Here is a 17,612-nt window from a genome sequence, read left to right on the forward strand (position 1 = left end):
ATAAAGCATTGTTGCCCCATGTGACAGCCGGTTGCCATTTGACAGCCGGGCGCGGGGGCAGGCTACGGCCGGCGGTCTGCCGGTGAGCCGTCGCGTTCCAGCAGCACCAAGCAGGCGGCTGGTGCAATCCGGCGGTAGGAGCTGTCCAGTAGCTCGGCAATTTCCTGCCAATCCGGCTCGGCCAGGGTCAGATCGAGCCCCACCCAGCCGTACGGTCCAATGTAGGAGGGGAGGTAGAAACGCGGGTCTGCCAGCAACGCCTCACGCTCGTCAGCTTCCGGCAGCACCTGGATGGAGGCGGGCCGGGGGTGCCCGCTTTGGCCCTGGCCGTAATACGCAAAGATTTTGCCGCATCTGAACGTGGGCCGACCAAAAGTTTCCTTCTCGATGGCCTGCGGGAAGGCAAAGCACAGGCCCCGCAGCCGGAGCAGGAATGGGTCATCGTCGCTGTACATTCGAGGATGGGCCATGGGAGCATCCTAGGCGCGCGGGCCCCGGTGGCACCAGCGGGTTCTGCGTCTTAGCCGATCATCTGCATGAATTCGCCCTCGGAAAGCACCTCAATGCCCTGGCCGCGGCGCTGCAATTCCAGCACCCGCTGCGCCTTGGAGGTGAGCCGCCCGCTGCGCAGATCGGTGGCCGTGAACCCGCTGCCCACCACCAGCACAGTGGTTTTGAGCGTCACATTACTGGCGCATTGGGCACCGTACACGGCTGCTCGCTGCTTTGCCTCGGGACGCCCCAGGCTCAGGTCGCCGGTGAAGACCAGCGTCTGCCCAAACAAGGGGTGTGAATCATCGGCGTGTGAATTCGGCAGCGGGTTGGGGCCTTCCGTGGACCAGCTGACGCGGCCGCCCCGGACGGCACCGCCGGCAATCCCCGCCTTCATCTCCGCCATCTTCTCCAGGGCCGAGCGGGTGGCCTTGGACATCTCGTCCCGGGCAGGGTCGTAGGCGTCAACGTGGGGCATGGCCAGTTTCATCGAGGCAAAAATGTCCTGGACGCTGTTGGCGCCGTGCTTGGCGGCAATGTCCACCATGATCCCGGCGCAGGCCCGCGCATCTTCTGTGGCGTCGTGGTGGTTGAGCAGCGGGACTCCTGCCTCCTGCGCCACGAACGGCAGCGAGTAGGACGGGAGTGAATAGTTCTTGCGGGACAGGATCACCGTGCACGCATAGTCAAAGGCCGGCGAGGCCATGCCGGAGACTTCCGACGCCGAACGGATCACGCCCACATCAAAGGCGGCATTGTGCGCCACCAGGGCATCCTGGCCAATAAAGTCCAGCACCTCCGGAAAGACCTCACGGAAGCGCGGGGCGGTGGCAACGTCGTCGGGGGTGATCCCGTGGATGGTGATGTTTCGGGAGTCAAAGTGGTCATGGCCAACGGGCGGGCGCATGAGCCAGTAGCCCTCATCCACAATCACCCCGCCACGGACCTTTGTCAGACCAACGGAGCAGGGCGATCCCCTAAATCCGTTGGCGGTTTCAAAATCGATGGCAGTAAAGTCCAGAGGCACCCATCAAGGCTACCGCCCGCCGCGGACGCTTAATACATCTCGAGCCGCGCGTCACACCTCTGCCCCAGCGCAAAGGTAAGTCCGACGCCGGGGCTTGCGTTCCGGCGTCGGACTTACCTTTGAATTTCTCTAGGGTGTGGCCCGGCGCAGTGTCAGGTAGGCGCCAACTCCCAGCATGAGAACCAGGGCCAGAGCCAGCACTCCGATGCTGGCCGGCGTCAGGGTGATGGCCCACGCTCCGACCGCTGGCCACCAGCCCTGCAGCGTGATGAGGGCGATGGCACCCACCAGCAGCACCGCCAGCGAGAGCGACATGACCAGCGTTCCCGTCGCCTGCCAGCGCTTGTAAACGGTGGCGAACCAGAAACCCAGCAGGAGCAGGAACATCATCATGACGAAGTAAAAGAACCATTGGATGAACCACGGCTGGTCCGCGACCCAGGAGATGGCAAACATGCGGCCCTGCAGGTTCCAGCCGTTGGTGGCGCTTTCAATGAGGCCCAGCACCACATACAGGGCTGCAATCCCGGCAGCAAGCACAGTGAACAGCCCCACCGTGCCAAGGAAGAAGTTCCGGCGGCTGATGCTCAGGCCCTGCGAGAACGGGAAGCTCAGGGTCAGGGACTGGATGCCCAGGCCAAAGAAGTACCACATGACCGCCTGGCCAGCGCCGGAGTATTTGACGCCCACCGAGTCCGGGATCAGGGCCCAAATGACCATGCTGAGCAGGAACGATCCTGTGATGATCACAGCAGGTATGCCCAGAAACGTCCATTTGTTGATGAGCTGCATTTTGGCAACTCCCAGTGCGCGGTTCATCGTGATGCTCCTGTCCGGGTGATCTTCGGGTTTGCTTCGACGGGGTCCGGGGACGGGCCGTCCAGGGCCGCCTCGGCGTCGAGCGTTTTTCGGATGACAAACTGCTGGAGCGACACCGGCCCCAGTTCCAGGCCAAGCTCTTGGGCTTCGCGGCGTTCGGCGGCCGTCAGGGAACCCTCCAGGGTGAGCGACAGCAACGCACCGATGCTCTCCCTGTGCAGGACGCTGCGGCCTGCGGCAAATGCCTCGACGCGCGCACTGGTGCCGGCAATATTGATGGCTGATCCGCGGATGTTCTCGGCGTCGTCGTCAAGGATGATGCGGCCCTTGTCAATGATGATGACGTGCTCGAGCAGATTCGCCACCTCGTCAATCAGGTGTGAGGACAAGACGATGGTGCGCGGGAATTCCGTGTAGTCAGCCAACAGCCTGTCGTAAAAGAGCTGCCGTGCCACTGCATCCAGGCCCAGATAGGGTTCGTCGAAGAAGGTCAACTCCGCACGTGAGGCGAGCCCAATGATGACGCCCACTGCCGAAAGCTGGCCGCGCGAGAGCTTTTTGATTCGGCGCTTCATGGGCAGTTGGAATTCCTTGGCCAATTGCAGGGCCAGCGCGTTGTCCCAATTTTTGTAGAACAACGCTGCTGCCTTGAAAGCGTGCACCGGCTTGAAGTCATCCGGGTACTTCTGTGATTCACGGATGAAGCAAATCCTGCTGAGCACTTTTTCATTTTCATAGGGGTGCTCCCCGAAGACGCTCACGGATCCGCTGCTGGCAAAACCCTGGGCAGTCAGGATGGACATGAGGGTTGTCTTGCCGGCGCCGTTGCGGCCCAGCAAGCCGTAGATCTTGTCCCGCTCCAGGCTGAGGCTGACACCATCGAGGGCCTGGACGTCACGGTAGTGCCGACGAAGGTCCATCACCTGGACAATGGATGTGCTCATAACGCGCCTTCTTTCGCATTGGCTCTGGTGTTTTCTTCCCCTGCGCCCGGGTCCCGGGCCAGCATCTCCGCCAGCGCAACGCCGTCGATCCCCAACTTGCGGGCCTCACTGGCCAGCGGGCGGACAAACTGTTCGTAAAAATCCTCCCGGCGCCGGCCCATCAGCACGGCGCGGGATCCGGTGGCAACAAACATGCCGATTCCCCTCTTCTTGTAAAGGATCCCGTCATCAACAAGGCGGTTGACGCCCTTGGCTGCCGTGGCCGGGTTGATCCCGTGGAAAGCCGCAAACTCATTGGTGGAAGGTACTTGCGTCTCTTCGCCCAGAGCCCCGTCAACTATGTCGTTCTCGATCATTTCCGCAATCTGCAAAAAGATCGGCTTGCTGTCATCAATCACCGGCCATCACCGCCAAGCCCCGGCCGCCCGGACCGCTAGCCAACCCCATTGGTTCATTACTCATGTAACTAACCATACAAGCAATGAAGTAATAGTCAAGGGGTGCCGAAACATCAGCCCATGGATGGAGGAAGCGTCCAGCTAAGTGCCGTAATCTGGAACGGTGATACTAACCGCACTCAGTGACTCTGCCCTGCCCGCGCTTGTGGGACACGGAGCCGTACCCTCCCTCGGCTTCCTCCCCGACTGGCTGGATCCCATGAAGATCCTGGACAACTCCGCCCTGGGCTTCTGGGTAGTGATCATTGCCTGCGCCATCATCTTCGCCGAAACCGGCCTGCTGGTGGGCTTCTTCCTGCCGGGCGATTCACTGCTGTTCACGGCCGGCCTGCTGGTGAGCACCGGCGCCATGCCCGTGAACATCTATGTGTTGATGGGGATGTTGATTGTCTCCGGTTTCGTAGGCAATCAGATGGGCTACTACATCGGCTACAAGGCCGGCCCCGCCATCTTCAACAAGCCCGACTCCAAGTTTTTCAAGAAGCAACATGTGGACAGCGCACACGCCTTCTTCGAAAAGCACGGCGGCAAGGCCCTGATCCTGGCCCGCTTCGTCCCGATTGTGCGCACCTTTGTTCCCGTCATTGTGGGCGTCGCCAAGATGGACATGCGCAAGTTCCTGCTCTTCAACGCCATTGGCGCCGTGCTGTGGGCAGGCGGAGTCACCTACTTGGGTTACTTCCTGGGCAACAAGGTGCCGTGGGTGCGCGACAACCTCGACATCATCTTCATCGCCATTGTTGCCGTCTCGGTCATCCCCATTGGCATCGAGTTCCTCAAGGCCCTGAGCAGCCGTCGCAAGAAGAAGGTCACGCAGCAGGCCGAGCCCACCCCGTAATTTTCACAGTTCCCGCAACCATCGAAAAGCGACCCGCAGCAAATTGCTGCGGGTCGCTTTTTGCTTTCCCCCACCCAACTATGACGCAGTAGGTGCTGGAAATCGCCGTGAATTTAGCACCTACTGCGTCATAGTTGGGAGAGGGCCTTGATGATGTGCGGCAGCAGCGCACGGAACGCGTTGCCGCGGTGGCTGATGGCGTTCTTTTCAGCGCCTGTCAGCTCCGCGCAGGACTTGTCCAGGCCCAGGGGCGCCAGGATGGGGTCGTAGCCAAAGCCACCCTCGCCCCGTGGTTCGCTCAGCAGGGTTCCATCCAGGGTCCCCTTCTCCACAACGTCCACCGAGCCGTCGGGGCTGGCCAACGCCGCAGCGCACACAAAGCGGGCACCACGATGATCGGGGGCAATGTCTGAGAGCTGCGCCAACAGCAGATTGAGATTGGCCGTGTCATCGCCGTGTGTCCCCGCCCAGCGGGCAGAGAAGATCCCGGGCGCACCGCCGAGCACGTCTACGGCCAATCCTGAGTCGTCGGCTATGGCCAGGGCTCCGCTGAACTGTGCCACGGCGTGCGCCTTCAGTAACGCGTTCTGTGCAAAGGTGACACCCGTTTCGGCTACGTCGGGCGCTCCGAGAGCTCCGGCGTCGACCACGTCAGCATCCACATCCAAACCCGGCACCTGGCCGCGCAATAATTCACGCAGCTCACGCAGCTTGCCCTGGTTGTGGGTGGCCAAAACCAGCTTGGGTGCGCTCATCAGAGGCCGAGGGTTTCGCGCTGAATCCGGGTCAGTTCGGTGGTGCCGATGAGGGCCAGATCGAGCAGCTGGTTCAGTTCGTCACGGTCAAAGGGTGCTCCTTCTGCGGTGCCCTGGACTTCGACGAACTTGCCGGAGCCGGTGACGACGACGTTCATGTCGGTCTCGGCGCGGACGTCCTCAACGTAGGGCAGGTCCAGCATGGGGACCCCGTCGATGATGCCCACGGAGATGGCGGAGACCGTGTCAATGAGCGGCTGGGCGTTCTTGGCGATCAGCTTGTTCTCCTTGGCGTAGGCGATGGCGTCGGCCAGTGCCACATAGGCGCCGGTGATCGCTGCCGTGCGGGTGCCGCCGTCGGCCTGAAGAACGTCGCAGTCCAGCACGATGGTGTTTTCGCCCAGGGCCTTGAGGTCGATGATGGAGCGCAATGAGCGGCCGATCAGACGGGAAATCTCATGGGTGCGGCCGCCAATTTTGCCCTTGACGGATTCGCGGGAGTTACGGGTGTTCGTGGCGCGCGGCAGCATCGCGTATTCGGCCGTGACCCAGCCGGTGCCTTCGCCTTTGAGCCAGCGCGGCACACCAGGTGTCAGGGATGCGGTGCACAACACGCGGGTGTTGCCGAATTCGATCAGTGCCGAGCCTTCGGCCTGCTTGGACCAGCCGCGGGTGATGGTGATGTCGCGGAGTTGGTCATTGGCGCGCCCGTCAGAGCGCAAGGAAACAGTTTCAGTGGATGTCATGGTGACAAGCCTAGCGCCCGAGGGGCCACGAGCGGGAGCAGCGGGGTTGGGGAGTGCGGCTACTGGCATCGACTGCTGACCGTGGCCGCACAATGCCGCGTGCAACCATGCATCTCGCGGCTACGGTCAGCAGTGGTGAAAAAGGCGGCCCCCGGTGATGGGAGCCGCCTTGTGAAGCCCGCTGGACGGGAGGAATACGGAGCTAGGGGGTCTTGCTCGCCAGCTTGAAGTTCTTCTTCGCCGTGAAGAAGGCAGCCGCCGGACCGGTGAAGCACAGGACCATGGCAGCAATGCCGAGCAGCACCTGCAAGATGACGGCGATCCCGCCAGGCATGGTCATGCCAACAAGCTGCCCCAATGACAAGGCAGCCAACACCAAGCCCACAATGCGGGCCCAGCCCATGCCCTTCTTGATGAACAAGCCAATCACCACGTAGACAATGACACCCACAACACCAATGGCAAGGGAGGTCACCAGCGTAAACATAATGGTTGCGTCCACGATCTCCGGAGTGGTCTCAGGCATGTTCTGACCGGACAGCTGCTGCTCGACCTGGTTGCGGAAGGAATCCGAGGTCACGTTCATGATGCCAAGAATAGTGGCGACAATATGCAGCACCGCAGCGCCCAGAAGCATGAAGAAGATGGTGTTCATGATGGGCGGGGCAGTGGGTGCCTGCGCCGGAACAAAAGCTTCGGGTGCGGGGTTGTAGCGGGGCATTTCACTCATGGTTGGCATCCTTATTTCATCTCATGTTCGACGGCGCAGGCCATCAGGTCTTGAGTCGAGCCTAACCGGACGGCCGGCCAAAAAGGATGATCCTTTGGGACGATATTCGCCGCCGAGAAGCCGCGAAGCCGAGAAGCCAAGGCATCCAAGAAACTAGATGGTGTAGTGGACGCCCGCCACGGCAGCGGCAACATCGCCGGAATATACTTCCTTGGCCTCGGCCACCACAGTGTTGGTGTCAGTCCAGACGGGGATATGCGTCAGGAGCAGGCGTTTCACATTTGCTCGGGCTGCCGCTTCTCCTGCGCGCTTGCCGGTGAGGTGGACGTCGTTGATGGCATCATCGCGGCCCTCCTGGAAGGCCGCCTCGCACAGGAAGAAATTCGCGTCTTGGGCGGCGTCTTCCAGGCCCTGGCAGCTGTCGGTGTCCCCCGAATAAGTCATGACGGCCGTGCGGTCAAGACCCGTTCCGTCGTACTCCGTGACCTCAACCCGCAGCGCATAGGCTTCAGGGACTGGGTGGTTCACAGCGTACGGAGTCACCTTGAACGGACCCACAGTGACGGCTTCGCGTTCTTGCCAATTCTGGAAATCAAATTCCTCGTGCATGCCCGGATCAAGCTCCAGACCGTAGGCGGTGGCGAGCCTGTCAGCCGTCTCGGCAGGGCCCCAGACGGCGATCCGGTCGCGGTTCCAGCCGTTGGGGCTCCACCGGACAGCCACGTGCAGGCCACACAAGTCCATGCAGTGGTCGGGGTGCAGGTGGCTGAGGAAGATGGCATCGATGTCTTCCAGATCCATGTACTTCTGCGCGGCGCCCAGGGCACCGCTGCCCAGGTCGATCAGCACCCGCCAGGGCCTCACGCCGTCGTGCGCCGTCAGCAGGTAGCAGGACGCGGGCGACGCCGGGCCGGGGAATGACCCGCTGCATCCAACGATTGTTAACTTCATGTTTGCTCCCCCGCAACTGTTCCCGGCATAGCAAGTCTGCCCATCGAATCCGCCAAAACAAAATTGGAGACGTGTGTGGCCGCTGGCCCGGTGGCGATCCTGCGGGCTGCGGCGATCATGTCCGGGGTGATGCGGGCCAAGGATCCTGTGGGGTAATGGGCCGCCACGTGGCTGACTTGTTCCACGCCACGGACTTCCGGGCCCAGGAAGCGCCGGGCCAGCACGCCGAAGCTGCCGGCGTCGCCTGTGGACAGGAAATTGTGGGTGGGCGGCTGCTCGGAAACGCGCTCAAGGTCGTGGCTTACCAGCGCCTTGTAGACGTCCTTGGCGGTTTCCTCGGCGCTGGAGACCAGGGTGACCGAGTCTCCCATCACGTAGGAGATGACACCTGTGAGTAGCGGATAGTGCGTGCAGCCCAGGACCAGCGTGTCCACCTGGGCAGCCTTGAGCGGGGCCAGGTATTCTTCGGCGGTGGTGAGTAGCTCGGCGCCTGCCGTGATGCCGGATTCCACAAAGCGCACAAAGTCCGGGCAGGCCACGGAGGTGATGCTCAGATCCGGGGCCGCAGCAAAGGTGTCCTCATAAGCTCGCGAACCAACAGTTGCAACGGTGCCAATGACGCCCACCTTGCCGCTGCGGGTTGCTGCCACGGCGCGCCGAACGGCCGGCTGGATCACCTCAATGACGGGAATCCCGTAGCGGGCTGTGTAGCGTTCCCGGGCATCGCGCAGCACGGCAGCGGAGGCAGAGTTACAGGCAATGACCAGCAGTTTGACCCCGGAGTCAACCAGTTCATCCATGACGCCCAGGGCGTTGGCCCGGACCTCGGCAATGGGCAGCGGACCATAGGGGCCGTTCGCTGTGTCGCCAACGTACATGATGGATTCGTTGGGCAGTTGGTCAATCACAGCCCGGGCCACTGTCAGCCCGCCCACACCGGAATCAAAAATACCGATGGCCCGTTCGGACACGGCGCCCTGCGCCCCGGTGGTGCCAACGGTTGGTGTTGGGGCTGTTCGTGGATGTGTGCTCATGATCGTTCCAACAATAGTTTGTTTGCCAGCCCAGCTGTTGCTATTGCGGCTAAAAACACAACTACTTTGCGCGCTGCAGAGTAGCCAGCATGGCTTGGACAAGGCTTTCCTGGAGCCAGGAGACAAAGTTGTAGACCAGGCTCAGGTAGCTGTCCACATCCTCGGCATCGCCCCAGTCCTGAACTTCATGGACCCGTTCGGCATCTTCCTCGTCACGGATTTCAAGCCTTTCAGCCAGCACCAGGCGGATGTCATTCAGGGCCATGGCCCATAGCTTTGCCGCTTCCGGATCCAACACCAGCTTCTCGGAGTCCAACGCCATCGAGGCTGCGCGCAGGGCACCAATCTTGGTCTCGCGCAGTGAACGTTCGGTGAGCTGGCGGAACTCAAGGGCAGCGTCGTTGTCCTCCTTCACGGCGTCAGGGAGCAGACGCAGCAGCGCCGGATCGACCGGCACCTGCACGTCCATGTCAAGGCCAATCAAAGCCGCCAGCGGGTCCTCGTGGGCGGGGGTTTCAGGCTCAAGCATGGTGATGATGTCGGCAAAAAGCTTGCGCAACAGATCGCGCTCGGCAGGTTCCAAGTAGCCGGTAATGCCGCGGCGCCCGGCGGAGAAGGCCTTAGCCACGGTTGCCGCCCTTTTGGACCGTTGCCCACAAACCAAATCCGTGCATGGCCACAGCGTGTGCTTCCATTTTTTCCTTTGCTCCATGGGCCACGGCGGATTTGCCCTCCGTGTGGACCTGCAGCATCAATTTCGCCGCCTTTGCCTCTGAATAGCCAAAATAACTTTGGAAGACGTAACTGACATAGCTCATCAAATTAACCGGGTCGTTCCACACGATTAATTCCCACGGGATGTCCGGGGAGATGAGTTCGCTGGTTGAGACTTCCCGGACTGTTTCCGGGGCTGTGCTGACACTCATGTGTCCATTCTAGTGTTGCCGCACTAAAGTAAATTCCGTGACTACGCCATCAAACTGGGGCCACCCCCGCACTTCATTGTTTACGGATCACTATGAGCTGACAATGCTGCAGGCAGCGTTGCACTCCGGTGCCGCACACCGCCGCAGCGTGTTTGAGGCTTTTGCCCGGCGCCTGCCAGATGGCCGCCGGTACGGTGTTGTGGGCGGCACGGGACGTTTGTTGGAAGGTTTGGAGCACTTCCGCTTTGGCCCGGATGAGCTCAATTTCCTGGCCAACAACAACGTTGTCAACGACGAAACCCTGGCCTGGCTCTCGGATTTCAAGTTCTCCGGCGACGTCTACGGTTATGCAGAGGGCGAACTCTATTTCCCCAATTCGCCCATTCTGACCATTGAATCCACGTTTGCCGAGGCCTGCATCCTGGAAACGTATGTGCTCTCGGTGCTCAACCACGACTCCGCCATCGCTTCCGCCGCTTCCCGCATGATCGGTGCTGCCGGCGCCCGCCCCTGCATTGAGATGGGGTCGCGGCGCACGCAGGAGGAGTCGGCCGTTGCCGCCTCCCGGGCCGCCGTCATCGCCGGTTTCCACAGCACCTCCAACCTCGAGTGCGGTTTGCGCTACGGTGTCCTGACCCAGGGCACAGCCGCGCATTCCTTCACGCTCCTGCACGACTCCGAGGAAGAAGCCTTCCGCGCCCAGATCGGTTCCATGGGTGCCGGAACCACGCTGCTGGTTGACACATACGACGTCGAAGCCGCAGTTCGCAAGGCCGTCGCCATTGCGGGCCCCGCCTTGGGCGGCGTGCGGCTGGATTCCGGCGATCTTCTCGCCCAGGCGCGCGACGTCCGGGCCCTGCTGGATTCGCTGGGGAACACCAGCACCCGCATCACAGTGACCAGCGATCTCGACGAGTTCGCCATTGCCGCCCTGGCCGCGGCACCTGTGGACTCCTACGGTGTCGGGACATCCCTGGTGACCGGATCCGGCGCCCCCACAGCCTCCATGGTGTACAAACTGGTCTCGCGCGAGGGTGACGACGGCGAGTTCGTCTCGGTGGCCAAGGCCGCCAAGAACAAGGCCAGCGTGGGCGGGCGGAAGTACGCCATGCGCCGCCTGAATGGCTCTGGCATTGCCACGGCGGAAGTTGTGGGCATCGGCCACGAGCCAGCCTCAGACAATAACGACAGGCCGCTGCTGGCCAAGTTCATGACCGGCGGCGTGCTCGCAGCTGGGTGGACCGGTGCCGAGGGCGTGGTGCGGGCAACGGCCCGCCATGCCGCTTCCATGGCGGAGATGCCGGGGGCGGCACGCCGGCTCCAGCGCGGGGACGCCGTCATCCCCACTGAATACGAACAAGCAACAAACCCAAGGAACTAAAAGGAGTTACTCATGGCCAAGGCCCTGATTATTGTTGATGTCCAGAACGATTTTTGCGAAGGCGGATCACTTGCCGTGACTGGCGGGGCTGACCTTGCCAGCGAGATCACTGAGTTGATTGCCGACGCACCCGACTTTGACTTCATTGTCGCCACCCAGGACTGGCATGTGGATCCGGGCAGCCACTTCTCGGATGCCCCTGACTTCCGCACCAGCTGGCCGGTTCACTGCGTTGCTGGTTCCAAGGGCGCCGCCCTGCACCGCAACCTGGACACCGAGGACATTGACGCTTACTTCCGCAAGGGCAAGTTCGACGCCGCCTACTCGGGCTTCGACGGCCTGCTGGCACCCGAGGACGAGGTTGCCGTCGGCGAACGTGAGGCGCACGAGTCCGCCGATGAGGACGCCGAGTCCCCCCTCAGTCTGGATGACTGGCTCCGCGAGAACGACGTCGAGGATGTGGTCATCGTGGGCCTCGCCACCGACCACTGCGTCCGTGCGACGGCACTTGATGCCGTCAACGCCGGCTACAACACCACGGTGCTGCGCGACTACATTGCGGGCGTTGACGAAGACGCCAGCGACGAGGTCTTGGAAGAACTCGAAGACGCAGGCGTGGAGGTCAAGTAGTCCCCACGCCCTCGCAAGCTCAGCCGCGTGGGCCCAAGAACTGACCCGCAGAAAACGGCGAAAATCACCTCCAAATCGAGGATTTTCGCCGTTTTCTGCGGGTTAGTTTTATTTGCGGCCGATAAACCAGTCCTGGAGTTTCTTCATCCGCATCTGCAGCTGCGATTCGTTGGCCTGGGCCACGGCAGGTCCGCCACAGATGCGGCGCAGTTCGCTGTGGACCATGCCGTGCGGCATACCGGAGCGGGCACTCCACGCCGATACGTTTTTGGCCAGCTCGTTGCGCAGATCCATCAACATTCGGTGATCAATCAAGGGCGGCGCTTCAGGCTCCGCTGCGGGAGCCTTCTTGCGGCGCCGGGTTTGCTGATCTGCCTGGCGCTGGCGCAGCAGGACACCCATTTGATCGGCGTCGAGCAACCCGGGAATGCCCAGGAAGTCCATTTCATCGTCACTGCCGATGGCCCCGCCAGTGCCGAATTCGCCGCCGTCGAACAAGACGCGGTCAAAGGACGCCTGGGATTCCAGCGCCTCAAACTTGAACTTCTCCATGGTGTCGGAGGCTTTTTCTTCACGGTTGGCTTCCTCCATCTCGGCGTCTTCTTCCATGAAACCATCGGGATCTTTGTCCGGACGGTCCAAGGCGTGGTCGCGTTCGAGCTCAAGTTCGTTGGCCAATCCCATCAAGTTGGGCACCGAGGGCAGGAAGATCGACGCCGTTTCGCCCCTTTTCCGGGACCGCACAAAACGCCCGATGGCCTGAGCAAAGAACAGCGGGGTTGCCGTGGAGGTTGCGTAAACACCGACGGCCAGGCGCGGTACGTCAACGCCTTCGGTCACCATCCGCACAGCCACCATCCATCGATTGTCCCCGGCGGAGAACGCGTCGATCTTGTCTGAGGCCTTGGCGTCGTCGGACAGAATAACTGTGGGAGAGCTGCCGGTAATTTTCTTCAGCTGGTCGGCGTAGGCGCGGGCGTCCTCGTGATCAGTGGCAATGACCAGAGCACCGGCGTCGGGCACTGCCCTGCGAACTTCGGTGAGTCGCTTGTCAGCAGCAGCGAGTACGGCCGGAATCCACTCCCCTGCCGGGTTTAGCGCCGTACGCCACGCATGGGCTGTGACGTCCTTGGTGACAGCTTCGCCCAGTGTCGCGGCCATTTCCTCACCGGCGCTGGTCCGCCACCGCATTTGCCCCGAGTAGGCCATGAACATGACAGGGCGCACCACATGATCCTTGAGCGCTTCGCCATACCCATAGTTGTAGTCGGCCTTGGAACGGCGAATCCCGTCACGGTCTTCGACGTACTCCACAAACGGAATCGCTGCGGTGTCGGAACGAAACGGCGTTCCGGTCAGAGCCAGACGGCGCGCGGCAGGGTCAAATGCTTCACGGATACCATCGCCCCAGCTCAGTGCGTCACCGCCGTGGTGGATCTCATCCATGATGACCAGCGTCCGGGCGGCCTCAGTCTTGGCCCGGTGCAGCATGGGCTTGCTGGCCACCTGCGCGTAGGTCACTGCGACACCCACGAACCCCTTGCCGTGACGGCCGTCAGCGTTCTTGAAGTTGGGATCAATGGCGATACCCACCTTGGCGGCGGCATCCGCCCACTGGCGTTTCAGGTGGTCGGTGGGGGTGACGATGGTGACCCTGTTGATGGTGCCACGGGCCATAAGCTCGGTGGCAATGTGCAGGGCAAAGGTCGTCTTACCGGCGCCTGGGGTAGCGACGGCCAAGAAGTCCTTAGGGTTTTCGGTAAAGTACTTCTCCATGGCTTCTTTCTGCCATGCTCGAAGTTTTTGGGCCGTTCCCCATGCAGCACGCTCAGGGTAGGCCGGAGGCAGCGACGGGCCACCAAACAATGTTTCCGTCACGAATTCTCCGCCATCCTTGTCACTTCATTCTTTGCTCCGCGTCCGGAACCGGGCACGGTAAAACAACGGCCATGAGGCCGCACAAAATTTAGGGTGAAGCCAAGTTACTTCTTGGGTTCCTTGGGGCCTTTACCCTTGCCGCCCTCGGGCTTCAGGCCATCGTAAATGGCCTTGCAGTCTGGGCAGACCGGGAACTTATGCGGATCCCGGCCGGGGGTCCAGACCTTGCCACACAGGGCCACCACGGGGTCGCCTGTCATGGCAGATTCCATGATTTTTTCCTTGCGAACATAGTGCGAGAACCGCTCGCTGTCGCCAGGTTCTACTTCCTGTTGCAATTCCTGGCGCTCGATCACGGCGGTGGAACCACCGCTGCGCTCAGGATTTCCCGTGGGCTGGTTTTCGAAGGGGTCTGGAGGCAAACTCATAAAACCATTCTAGCGGCAACACGATCACGACTCACCGAGGCATCCATCGATTTGGGATATCAGCTGTCCACCGCGGCTGCGCAAAGTCCAACGCTCCAGCAGCAACTGCGCTGGCGTTTCAGTTTTTTCAGCCAGGGCGGCAATAGCCTGTGAAAAAACGTGCGGCGGGGAGGGAAGTTAAGTGATTAACTTCCCTCCCCGCCGCACGTCAAACTGCTTAGGCGCAAGCTTGCTAGAGGCCCTGCTTGCTAGATGTCCTGCCTGTTAGATGCCCTGCCAGGACGGCTTGTTGTCAAAGGCGTGGCGGTAGGTGGATGCACCGGCAAGCTTTGCTGCCGCGGCCTCGTCAATGATGATGGTGGCACGGGGGTGGAATTGCAGGACGGATGCCGGGCAGGATGCCGAGACGGGTCCTTCCACAAAGTCGCGAACCGCGTCGGCCTTGCCCGCGCCAAAGGCCACCAGGACCACGTGGCGGGCATCCATGATGGTGCCCAAGCCCTGGGTGACCACGTGGTGGGGAACCTGGTCTAGATGATCAAAGAAGCGCGCATTGTCTTGGCGTGTCTGCTCGGCAAGGGTCTTGATCCGGGTGCGCGATGCCAGCGACGAGCCTGGCTCGTTGAATCCGATGTGGCCGTTGGTGCCAACGCCCAGGATCTGCAGGTCAATGCCGCCGGCTGCCTTGATGGCGACCTCGTAGTTCTGGCAGGCTCCTGCGATGTCCTCGGTGGCACCGTCCGGGCCGTGGACGTTTTCTGCTGCAACATCCACCCGGTTGGTGAACTCGCGGCGGATAACTTCGCGGTAGGACTCGTAGTGGCCCACCGGCAGACCCACATACTCATCCAGGGCAAAACCGCTGACCTGTTCAAAGTTCAGGCCGGCTTCGTCGTGGCGTCGTGCCAACTCGTCGTAAATCGGCAGCGGCGAGGAACCCGTGGCCAGGCCAAGGACCGCATTGGGCTTCTGCCGAATCAGGGCCTCAATGGCATCCGCGGCCAAGGCACCAATTTCTTTACTGCTGGGGAGGATGATGACCTCCATGAAACACGCTTCCTTTCACGACACGTACGTGCCTGTGCGATTCTCTTGCAACGCTAATCTGCCAGCTCTAACCTTAGCTATTACTGCTGGTGTTCCGTTAACGGTCCACCGACACAGCAAGCAACAACTCGGGGGCACGCTGGTTGAAGACGGCGGCGCCCTTGCGAATGCCCACCACCAGGAACACGGCACCGAGGATGATTCCCACAGCCAGGGCCAGCCAGGCGTACAGCAGCTGCCCCGTCACCATGGCAACGATGGCAAGAATGAGCTCCGGCAAAACCAGGACGCCCAGGCCCACAAACCCCGACATTTGAATGAAGACCGAGGAGAGCCCGTTGCCGGGCCGCGTTTTCATGGGGCTCTCACCGGGCAGCGGCACAGCCATGGTAAATCGGGCTGAGAACACACTGGCCAAGCCAAGCCCGGAGCCCACCACACCCAGCACGAGTCCCACCGTGGCCAGCAGTTGGCCTAGGTCATGTGCCAGCACTGCCCCGATCACGGCGTACAAAATGCCCAGCGGCAGTGCCAGGACGGCCGCAGCAAGCGCCCGTCCGCTCCTGTCAGCAGTCCCTGACACCCCTGTGGCGATGTGCAGGGCGAAGGCTGTGTTGTCATACGAAATATCGGAGCTGATGGACCACACCACCAGATATGCCGCAAGGGCCCCGCCCAGCCCCAGGGCAATTCCCAAGGACTGCGTGCCGCCTGTTTCGCTGGCCGCCTGGGACCCTGCAAACACAAAGATCAATGGCAGTAACGGGGCAATGAGCAGGCCAGCACTGTACCGCGGGTCCCGGAACCAATAGGTGAGGCAGCGTGCTGCCACTGCTCCTGTGGGGGTGGCCGGGAACCAGTTAAAGAAGCCCAGCTTGCCCCCTGCCTTCCGTCCGCCACCGGCGAACGCGGGCGTGACCAGGGCCCTGCTCAGGCACGCCCGCCAAATCCACGTCAAGGCGGCGATGCTTGCCACCGCGATGAGGAGCTTGAGCCCGGCAGCACCGTAGGAACCCGCAGCAACGGCGGCGGGCACCGACCAGACTGCTCCGAGGGGAGTCCAGGAGACGGTCTGCGCCAACGCCGGAAGGTACTCCTTGAAGTCACCCACACCAGAGCTCACACCGCTGATGATGGGTCCCATGAACATCAGGGGAACCAGCAGCACAATGCCGCTGGCATCCTTGAAACGGCGCGACGAGGCCAGGCTGGTACTGGCAGCTGTGATGGCCCGCGAGGCCACAATGCAGGTCACAGCGCCCAACACGCCGCAGAGCAGCGCCACCAGGGCCGCGAGGGGGTGGCGCCACCAAGCGATGGCTGTTCCCAGCGAGGCAAGGAGGGTGATGGCCCCGGGAATGCCAATGAAACTCCCCAACAGCAGGCCCGTGAGCATTGACTTCATCGGGATGGCATAAGTGGTGAAACGCGCCGGGTCCAGGGTCATGTCCAGGCCGGCGGCAACCACGGGAATGATCAGCCACCCAAGAACCAGTGCGGCTCCAGCCAGCGTGAGAACTGTGCCAATGAGTTCGGGCTCACCCGCACCCAAGGCAGCCAGGCCAACCAAGGTCATGGCCAGCACGCCCAGGCCGTACAGTCCGCCAATGATGAGCCCCACCAATTGCCAGGGGCTGCGCTTAAGTGAATTGCGCAGCAGGGTCAGCTTTAGGCTTACGAGTTGCGCAACCATGACAACCCCGTATTCTCCTTGCGTCCGCCAACGAGGTCCACGAACTTTTCCTCCAGGCTTTGGCTTCCGCGCACCTCATCGACCGTGCCGGCGGCAAGAACCCGGCCGCCGGCAATCACGGCAACATGGTCGCACATGCGCTGCACCAGATCCATGACATGGCTGGAAACGATGACGGTTCCGCCGGTGTTGACGTAGTCGTGCAAAATGTCACGAATGTTGGCTGCGGACACCGGGTCCACGGATTCAAAGGGTTCATCGAGCACCAGGAGTTTCGGGGCATGAATCAGTGCCGCCGCCAGGGCAATCTTCTTGGTCATGCCGGCGGAGTAGTCCACCACCAAAGTCCCGGCATCCTTGCTCAGGTCCAGGGCGGAGAGCAGGTCCTTGACGCGGGCTGTCACAGTGTCCTTGTCCATGCCACGCAACAAACCGGCGTAGCTGACAAGCTGCTCCCCGCTGAGCCGGTCAAAGAGCCGAACGCCGTCGGGCAGGAGACCCATGAGGCGTTTGGATTCCAGGGGATGGCTCCATACGTCCACCCCGTGCACCCAAACCTGCCCCGCGTCCGGACGTAAAAGGCCCGTTGCCATGGACAGCGACGTTGTCTTGCCGGCGCCGTTGGGTCCCACCAGGCCGTAAAAGGACCCGGCGGGGACGTCAAGATCAATACCATCGACGGCCACTTTGTTGCCAAAGTGTTTGGTCAAGCCACGGATGGAGAGGGCCGGTGGCAGCCCTGTGTCTTTTGCTTGCTCAAAGGAGTTGCTCATAGGCACACCCTAACAACCCCGATGGTGCGGGCACGGCATCCCAAAGGATGAGATTGGCTGTC

The 17,612-nt window shown here is 61.8% G+C and carries 20 protein-coding genes; 3 read left to right on the forward strand and 17 right to left on the reverse strand.

Going from position 1 to position 17,612, the window contains the following annotated elements; genetic code table 11:
• Positions 1-62: 62 nt before the first annotated feature.
• The 5 genes from CVS28_RS06140 to CVS28_RS06160 form a co-directional block, all read right to left on the reverse strand.
• Positions 63-470, reverse strand: a complete 408-nt coding sequence (locus tag CVS28_RS06140) for an MmcQ/YjbR family DNA-binding protein (protein ID WP_103481009.1) — start codon at positions 468-470, stop codon at positions 63-65.
• Positions 471-520: 50 nt separating this feature from the next.
• Complete coding sequence (locus tag CVS28_RS06145) at positions 521-1,519, reverse strand: 3'-5' exonuclease (RefSeq protein WP_103481010.1); 999 nt, start codon at positions 1,517-1,519, stop codon at positions 521-523.
• A 129-nt stretch (positions 1,520-1,648) separates the two neighbouring features.
• Complete coding sequence (locus CVS28_RS06150) at positions 1,649-2,338, reverse strand: hypothetical protein (RefSeq protein ID WP_207797169.1); 690 nt, start codon at positions 2,336-2,338, stop codon at positions 1,649-1,651.
• Positions 2,335-3,282 (reverse strand): ABC transporter ATP-binding protein, encoded by a 948-nt coding sequence (locus CVS28_RS06155; RefSeq protein ID WP_103481011.1) that lies wholly within the window; start codon positions 3,280-3,282, stop codon positions 2,335-2,337. The genes CVS28_RS06150 and CVS28_RS06155 overlap by 4 nt, the downstream gene beginning before the upstream one ends.
• Positions 3,279-3,638 carry a GntR family transcriptional regulator gene (locus CVS28_RS06160; protein WP_103481092.1) on the reverse strand — a complete coding sequence of 120 codons (360 nt, stop codon included), beginning with the start codon at positions 3,636-3,638 and terminating at the stop codon, positions 3,279-3,281. The genes CVS28_RS06155 and CVS28_RS06160 overlap by 4 nt, the downstream gene beginning before the upstream one ends.
• Positions 3,639-3,843: 205 nt before the next feature.
• Here CVS28_RS06160 and CVS28_RS06165 point away from each other — a divergent pair, with 205 nt between their 5' ends.
• Positions 3,844-4,578, forward strand: coding sequence for a VTT domain-containing protein (locus CVS28_RS06165; protein WP_243399724.1), 735 nt, complete (start codon positions 3,844-3,846; stop codon positions 4,576-4,578).
• 128 nt (positions 4,579-4,706) lie between these two features.
• Here CVS28_RS06165 and rdgB read toward each other — a convergent pair whose 3' ends face one another.
• The 7 genes from rdgB to clpS all read right to left on the reverse strand — a co-directional run bounded on the left by rdgB (position 4,707) and on the right by clpS (position 9,720).
• A complete protein-coding gene (gene rdgB / locus CVS28_RS06170) occupies positions 4,707-5,333 on the reverse strand; it encodes an RdgB/HAM1 family non-canonical purine NTP pyrophosphatase (RefSeq protein ID WP_103464517.1) in 627 nt (208 codons plus the stop codon).
• On the reverse strand, positions 5,333-6,079 hold the full coding sequence (gene rph, locus CVS28_RS06175) for a ribonuclease PH (RefSeq protein WP_103464518.1): 747 nt from the start codon (positions 6,077-6,079) through the stop codon (positions 5,333-5,335). Before rph ends, rdgB begins: the two co-directional genes overlap by 1 nt.
• 202 nt (positions 6,080-6,281) lie before the next feature.
• Complete coding sequence (locus CVS28_RS06180; RefSeq protein WP_103464519.1) at positions 6,282-6,809, reverse strand: hypothetical protein; 528 nt, start codon at positions 6,807-6,809, stop codon at positions 6,282-6,284.
• Between the two features lie 153 nt (positions 6,810-6,962).
• Complete coding sequence (locus CVS28_RS06185) at positions 6,963-7,760, reverse strand: MBL fold metallo-hydrolase (RefSeq protein WP_103464520.1); 798 nt, start codon at positions 7,758-7,760, stop codon at positions 6,963-6,965.
• On the reverse strand, positions 7,757-8,794 hold the full coding sequence (murI, locus tag CVS28_RS06190) for a glutamate racemase (protein ID WP_207767444.1): 1,038 nt from the start codon (positions 8,792-8,794) through the stop codon (positions 7,757-7,759). Before murI ends, CVS28_RS06185 begins: the two co-directional genes overlap by 4 nt.
• A gap of 61 nt (positions 8,795-8,855) precedes the next feature.
• Positions 8,856-9,422 carry a DUF2017 domain-containing protein gene (locus tag CVS28_RS06195; protein ID WP_103481012.1) on the reverse strand — a complete coding sequence of 189 codons (567 nt, stop codon included), beginning with the start codon at positions 9,420-9,422 and terminating at the stop codon, positions 8,856-8,858.
• A complete protein-coding gene (gene clpS / locus CVS28_RS06200) occupies positions 9,415-9,720 on the reverse strand; it encodes an ATP-dependent Clp protease adapter ClpS (RefSeq protein WP_103464522.1) in 306 nt (101 codons plus the stop codon). Before clpS ends, CVS28_RS06195 begins: the two co-directional genes overlap by 8 nt.
• Positions 9,721-9,796: 76 nt before the next feature.
• Between clpS and CVS28_RS06205 the strand changes: the two genes are divergently transcribed.
• A complete protein-coding gene (locus tag CVS28_RS06205) occupies positions 9,797-11,101 on the forward strand; it encodes a nicotinate phosphoribosyltransferase (protein ID WP_103481013.1) in 1,305 nt (434 codons plus the stop codon).
• A gap of 12 nt (positions 11,102-11,113) precedes the next feature.
• Complete coding sequence (locus tag CVS28_RS06210) at positions 11,114-11,731, forward strand: isochorismatase family protein (RefSeq protein ID WP_103481014.1); 618 nt, start codon at positions 11,114-11,116, stop codon at positions 11,729-11,731.
• Positions 11,732-11,839: 108 nt separating this feature from the next.
• On the opposite strand, the gene CVS28_RS06215 is transcribed toward CVS28_RS06210, so the two are convergent.
• The 5 genes from CVS28_RS06215 to CVS28_RS06235 all read right to left on the reverse strand — a co-directional run bounded on the left by CVS28_RS06215 (position 11,840) and on the right by CVS28_RS06235 (position 17,550).
• Positions 11,840-13,609: a DEAD/DEAH box helicase gene (locus CVS28_RS06215; protein ID WP_103464525.1), complete on the reverse strand. Its 1,770-nt coding sequence runs from the start codon at positions 13,607-13,609 to the stop codon at positions 11,840-11,842.
• A 104-nt stretch (positions 13,610-13,713) separates the two neighbouring features.
• Positions 13,714-14,037, reverse strand: coding sequence for a DUF3039 domain-containing protein (locus tag CVS28_RS06220; RefSeq protein ID WP_103464526.1), 324 nt, complete (start codon positions 14,035-14,037; stop codon positions 13,714-13,716).
• 264 nt (positions 14,038-14,301) lie between these two features.
• Positions 14,302-15,084, reverse strand: a complete 783-nt coding sequence (gene nagB / locus CVS28_RS06225; protein ID WP_103464527.1) for a glucosamine-6-phosphate deaminase — start codon at positions 15,082-15,084, stop codon at positions 14,302-14,304.
• A gap of 97 nt (positions 15,085-15,181) precedes the next feature.
• Positions 15,182-16,777: a transporter gene (locus CVS28_RS06230; RefSeq protein WP_103464528.1), complete on the reverse strand. Its 1,596-nt coding sequence runs from the start codon at positions 16,775-16,777 to the stop codon at positions 15,182-15,184.
• Complete coding sequence (locus CVS28_RS06235) at positions 16,759-17,550, reverse strand: ABC transporter ATP-binding protein (protein ID WP_103464529.1); 792 nt, start codon at positions 17,548-17,550, stop codon at positions 16,759-16,761. Before CVS28_RS06235 ends, CVS28_RS06230 begins: the two co-directional genes overlap by 19 nt.
• Positions 17,551-17,612 lie beyond the last annotated feature (62 nt).

The organism is Arthrobacter glacialis (assembly GCF_002909415.1).
In the GTDB taxonomy this organism is placed as follows: domain Bacteria; phylum Actinomycetota; class Actinomycetes; order Actinomycetales; family Micrococcaceae; genus Specibacter; species Specibacter glacialis.

Coding starts and splice junctions, on each gene's coding strand:
- CVS28_RS06220 (WP_103464526.1), bottom strand. CDS start 14,037: ATGAGTTTGCCTCCAGACCCCTTCGAAAACCAGCCCACGGGAAATCCT.
- CVS28_RS06155 (WP_103481011.1), bottom strand. CDS start 3,282: ATGAGCACATCCATTGTCCAGGTGATGGACCTTCGTCGGCACTACCGT.
- CVS28_RS06235 (WP_103464529.1), bottom strand. CDS start 17,550: ATGAGCAACTCCTTTGAGCAAGCAAAAGACACAGGGCTGCCACCGGCC.
- murI (WP_207767444.1), bottom strand. CDS start 8,794: ATGAGCACACATCCACGAACAGCCCCAACACCAACCGTTGGCACCACC.
- CVS28_RS06210 (WP_103481014.1), top strand. CDS start 11,114: ATGGCCAAGGCCCTGATTATTGTTGATGTCCAGAACGATTTTTGCGAA.
- CVS28_RS06150 (WP_207797169.1), bottom strand. CDS start 2,338: ATGAACCGCGCACTGGGAGTTGCCAAAATGCAGCTCATCAACAAATGG.
- rdgB (WP_103464517.1), bottom strand. CDS start 5,333: ATGAGCGCACCCAAGCTGGTTTTGGCCACCCACAACCAGGGCAAGCTG.
- CVS28_RS06140 (WP_103481009.1), bottom strand. CDS start 470: ATGGCCCATCCTCGAATGTACAGCGACGATGACCCATTCCTGCTCCGG.
- nagB (WP_103464527.1), bottom strand. CDS start 15,084: ATGGAGGTCATCATCCTCCCCAGCAGTAAAGAAATTGGTGCCTTGGCC.
- CVS28_RS06160 (WP_103481092.1), bottom strand. CDS start 3,638: ATGATCGAGAACGACATAGTTGACGGGGCTCTGGGCGAAGAGACGCAA.
- clpS (WP_103464522.1), bottom strand. CDS start 9,720: ATGAGTGTCAGCACAGCCCCGGAAACAGTCCGGGAAGTCTCAACCAGC.
- CVS28_RS06185 (WP_103464520.1), bottom strand. CDS start 7,760: ATGAAGTTAACAATCGTTGGATGCAGCGGGTCATTCCCCGGCCCGGCG.
- rph (WP_103464518.1), bottom strand. CDS start 6,079: ATGACATCCACTGAAACTGTTTCCTTGCGCTCTGACGGGCGCGCCAAT.
- CVS28_RS06180 (WP_103464519.1), bottom strand. CDS start 6,809: ATGAGTGAAATGCCCCGCTACAACCCCGCACCCGAAGCTTTTGTTCCG.
- CVS28_RS06230 (WP_103464528.1), bottom strand. CDS start 16,777: ATGGTTGCGCAACTCGTAAGCCTAAAGCTGACCCTGCTGCGCAATTCA.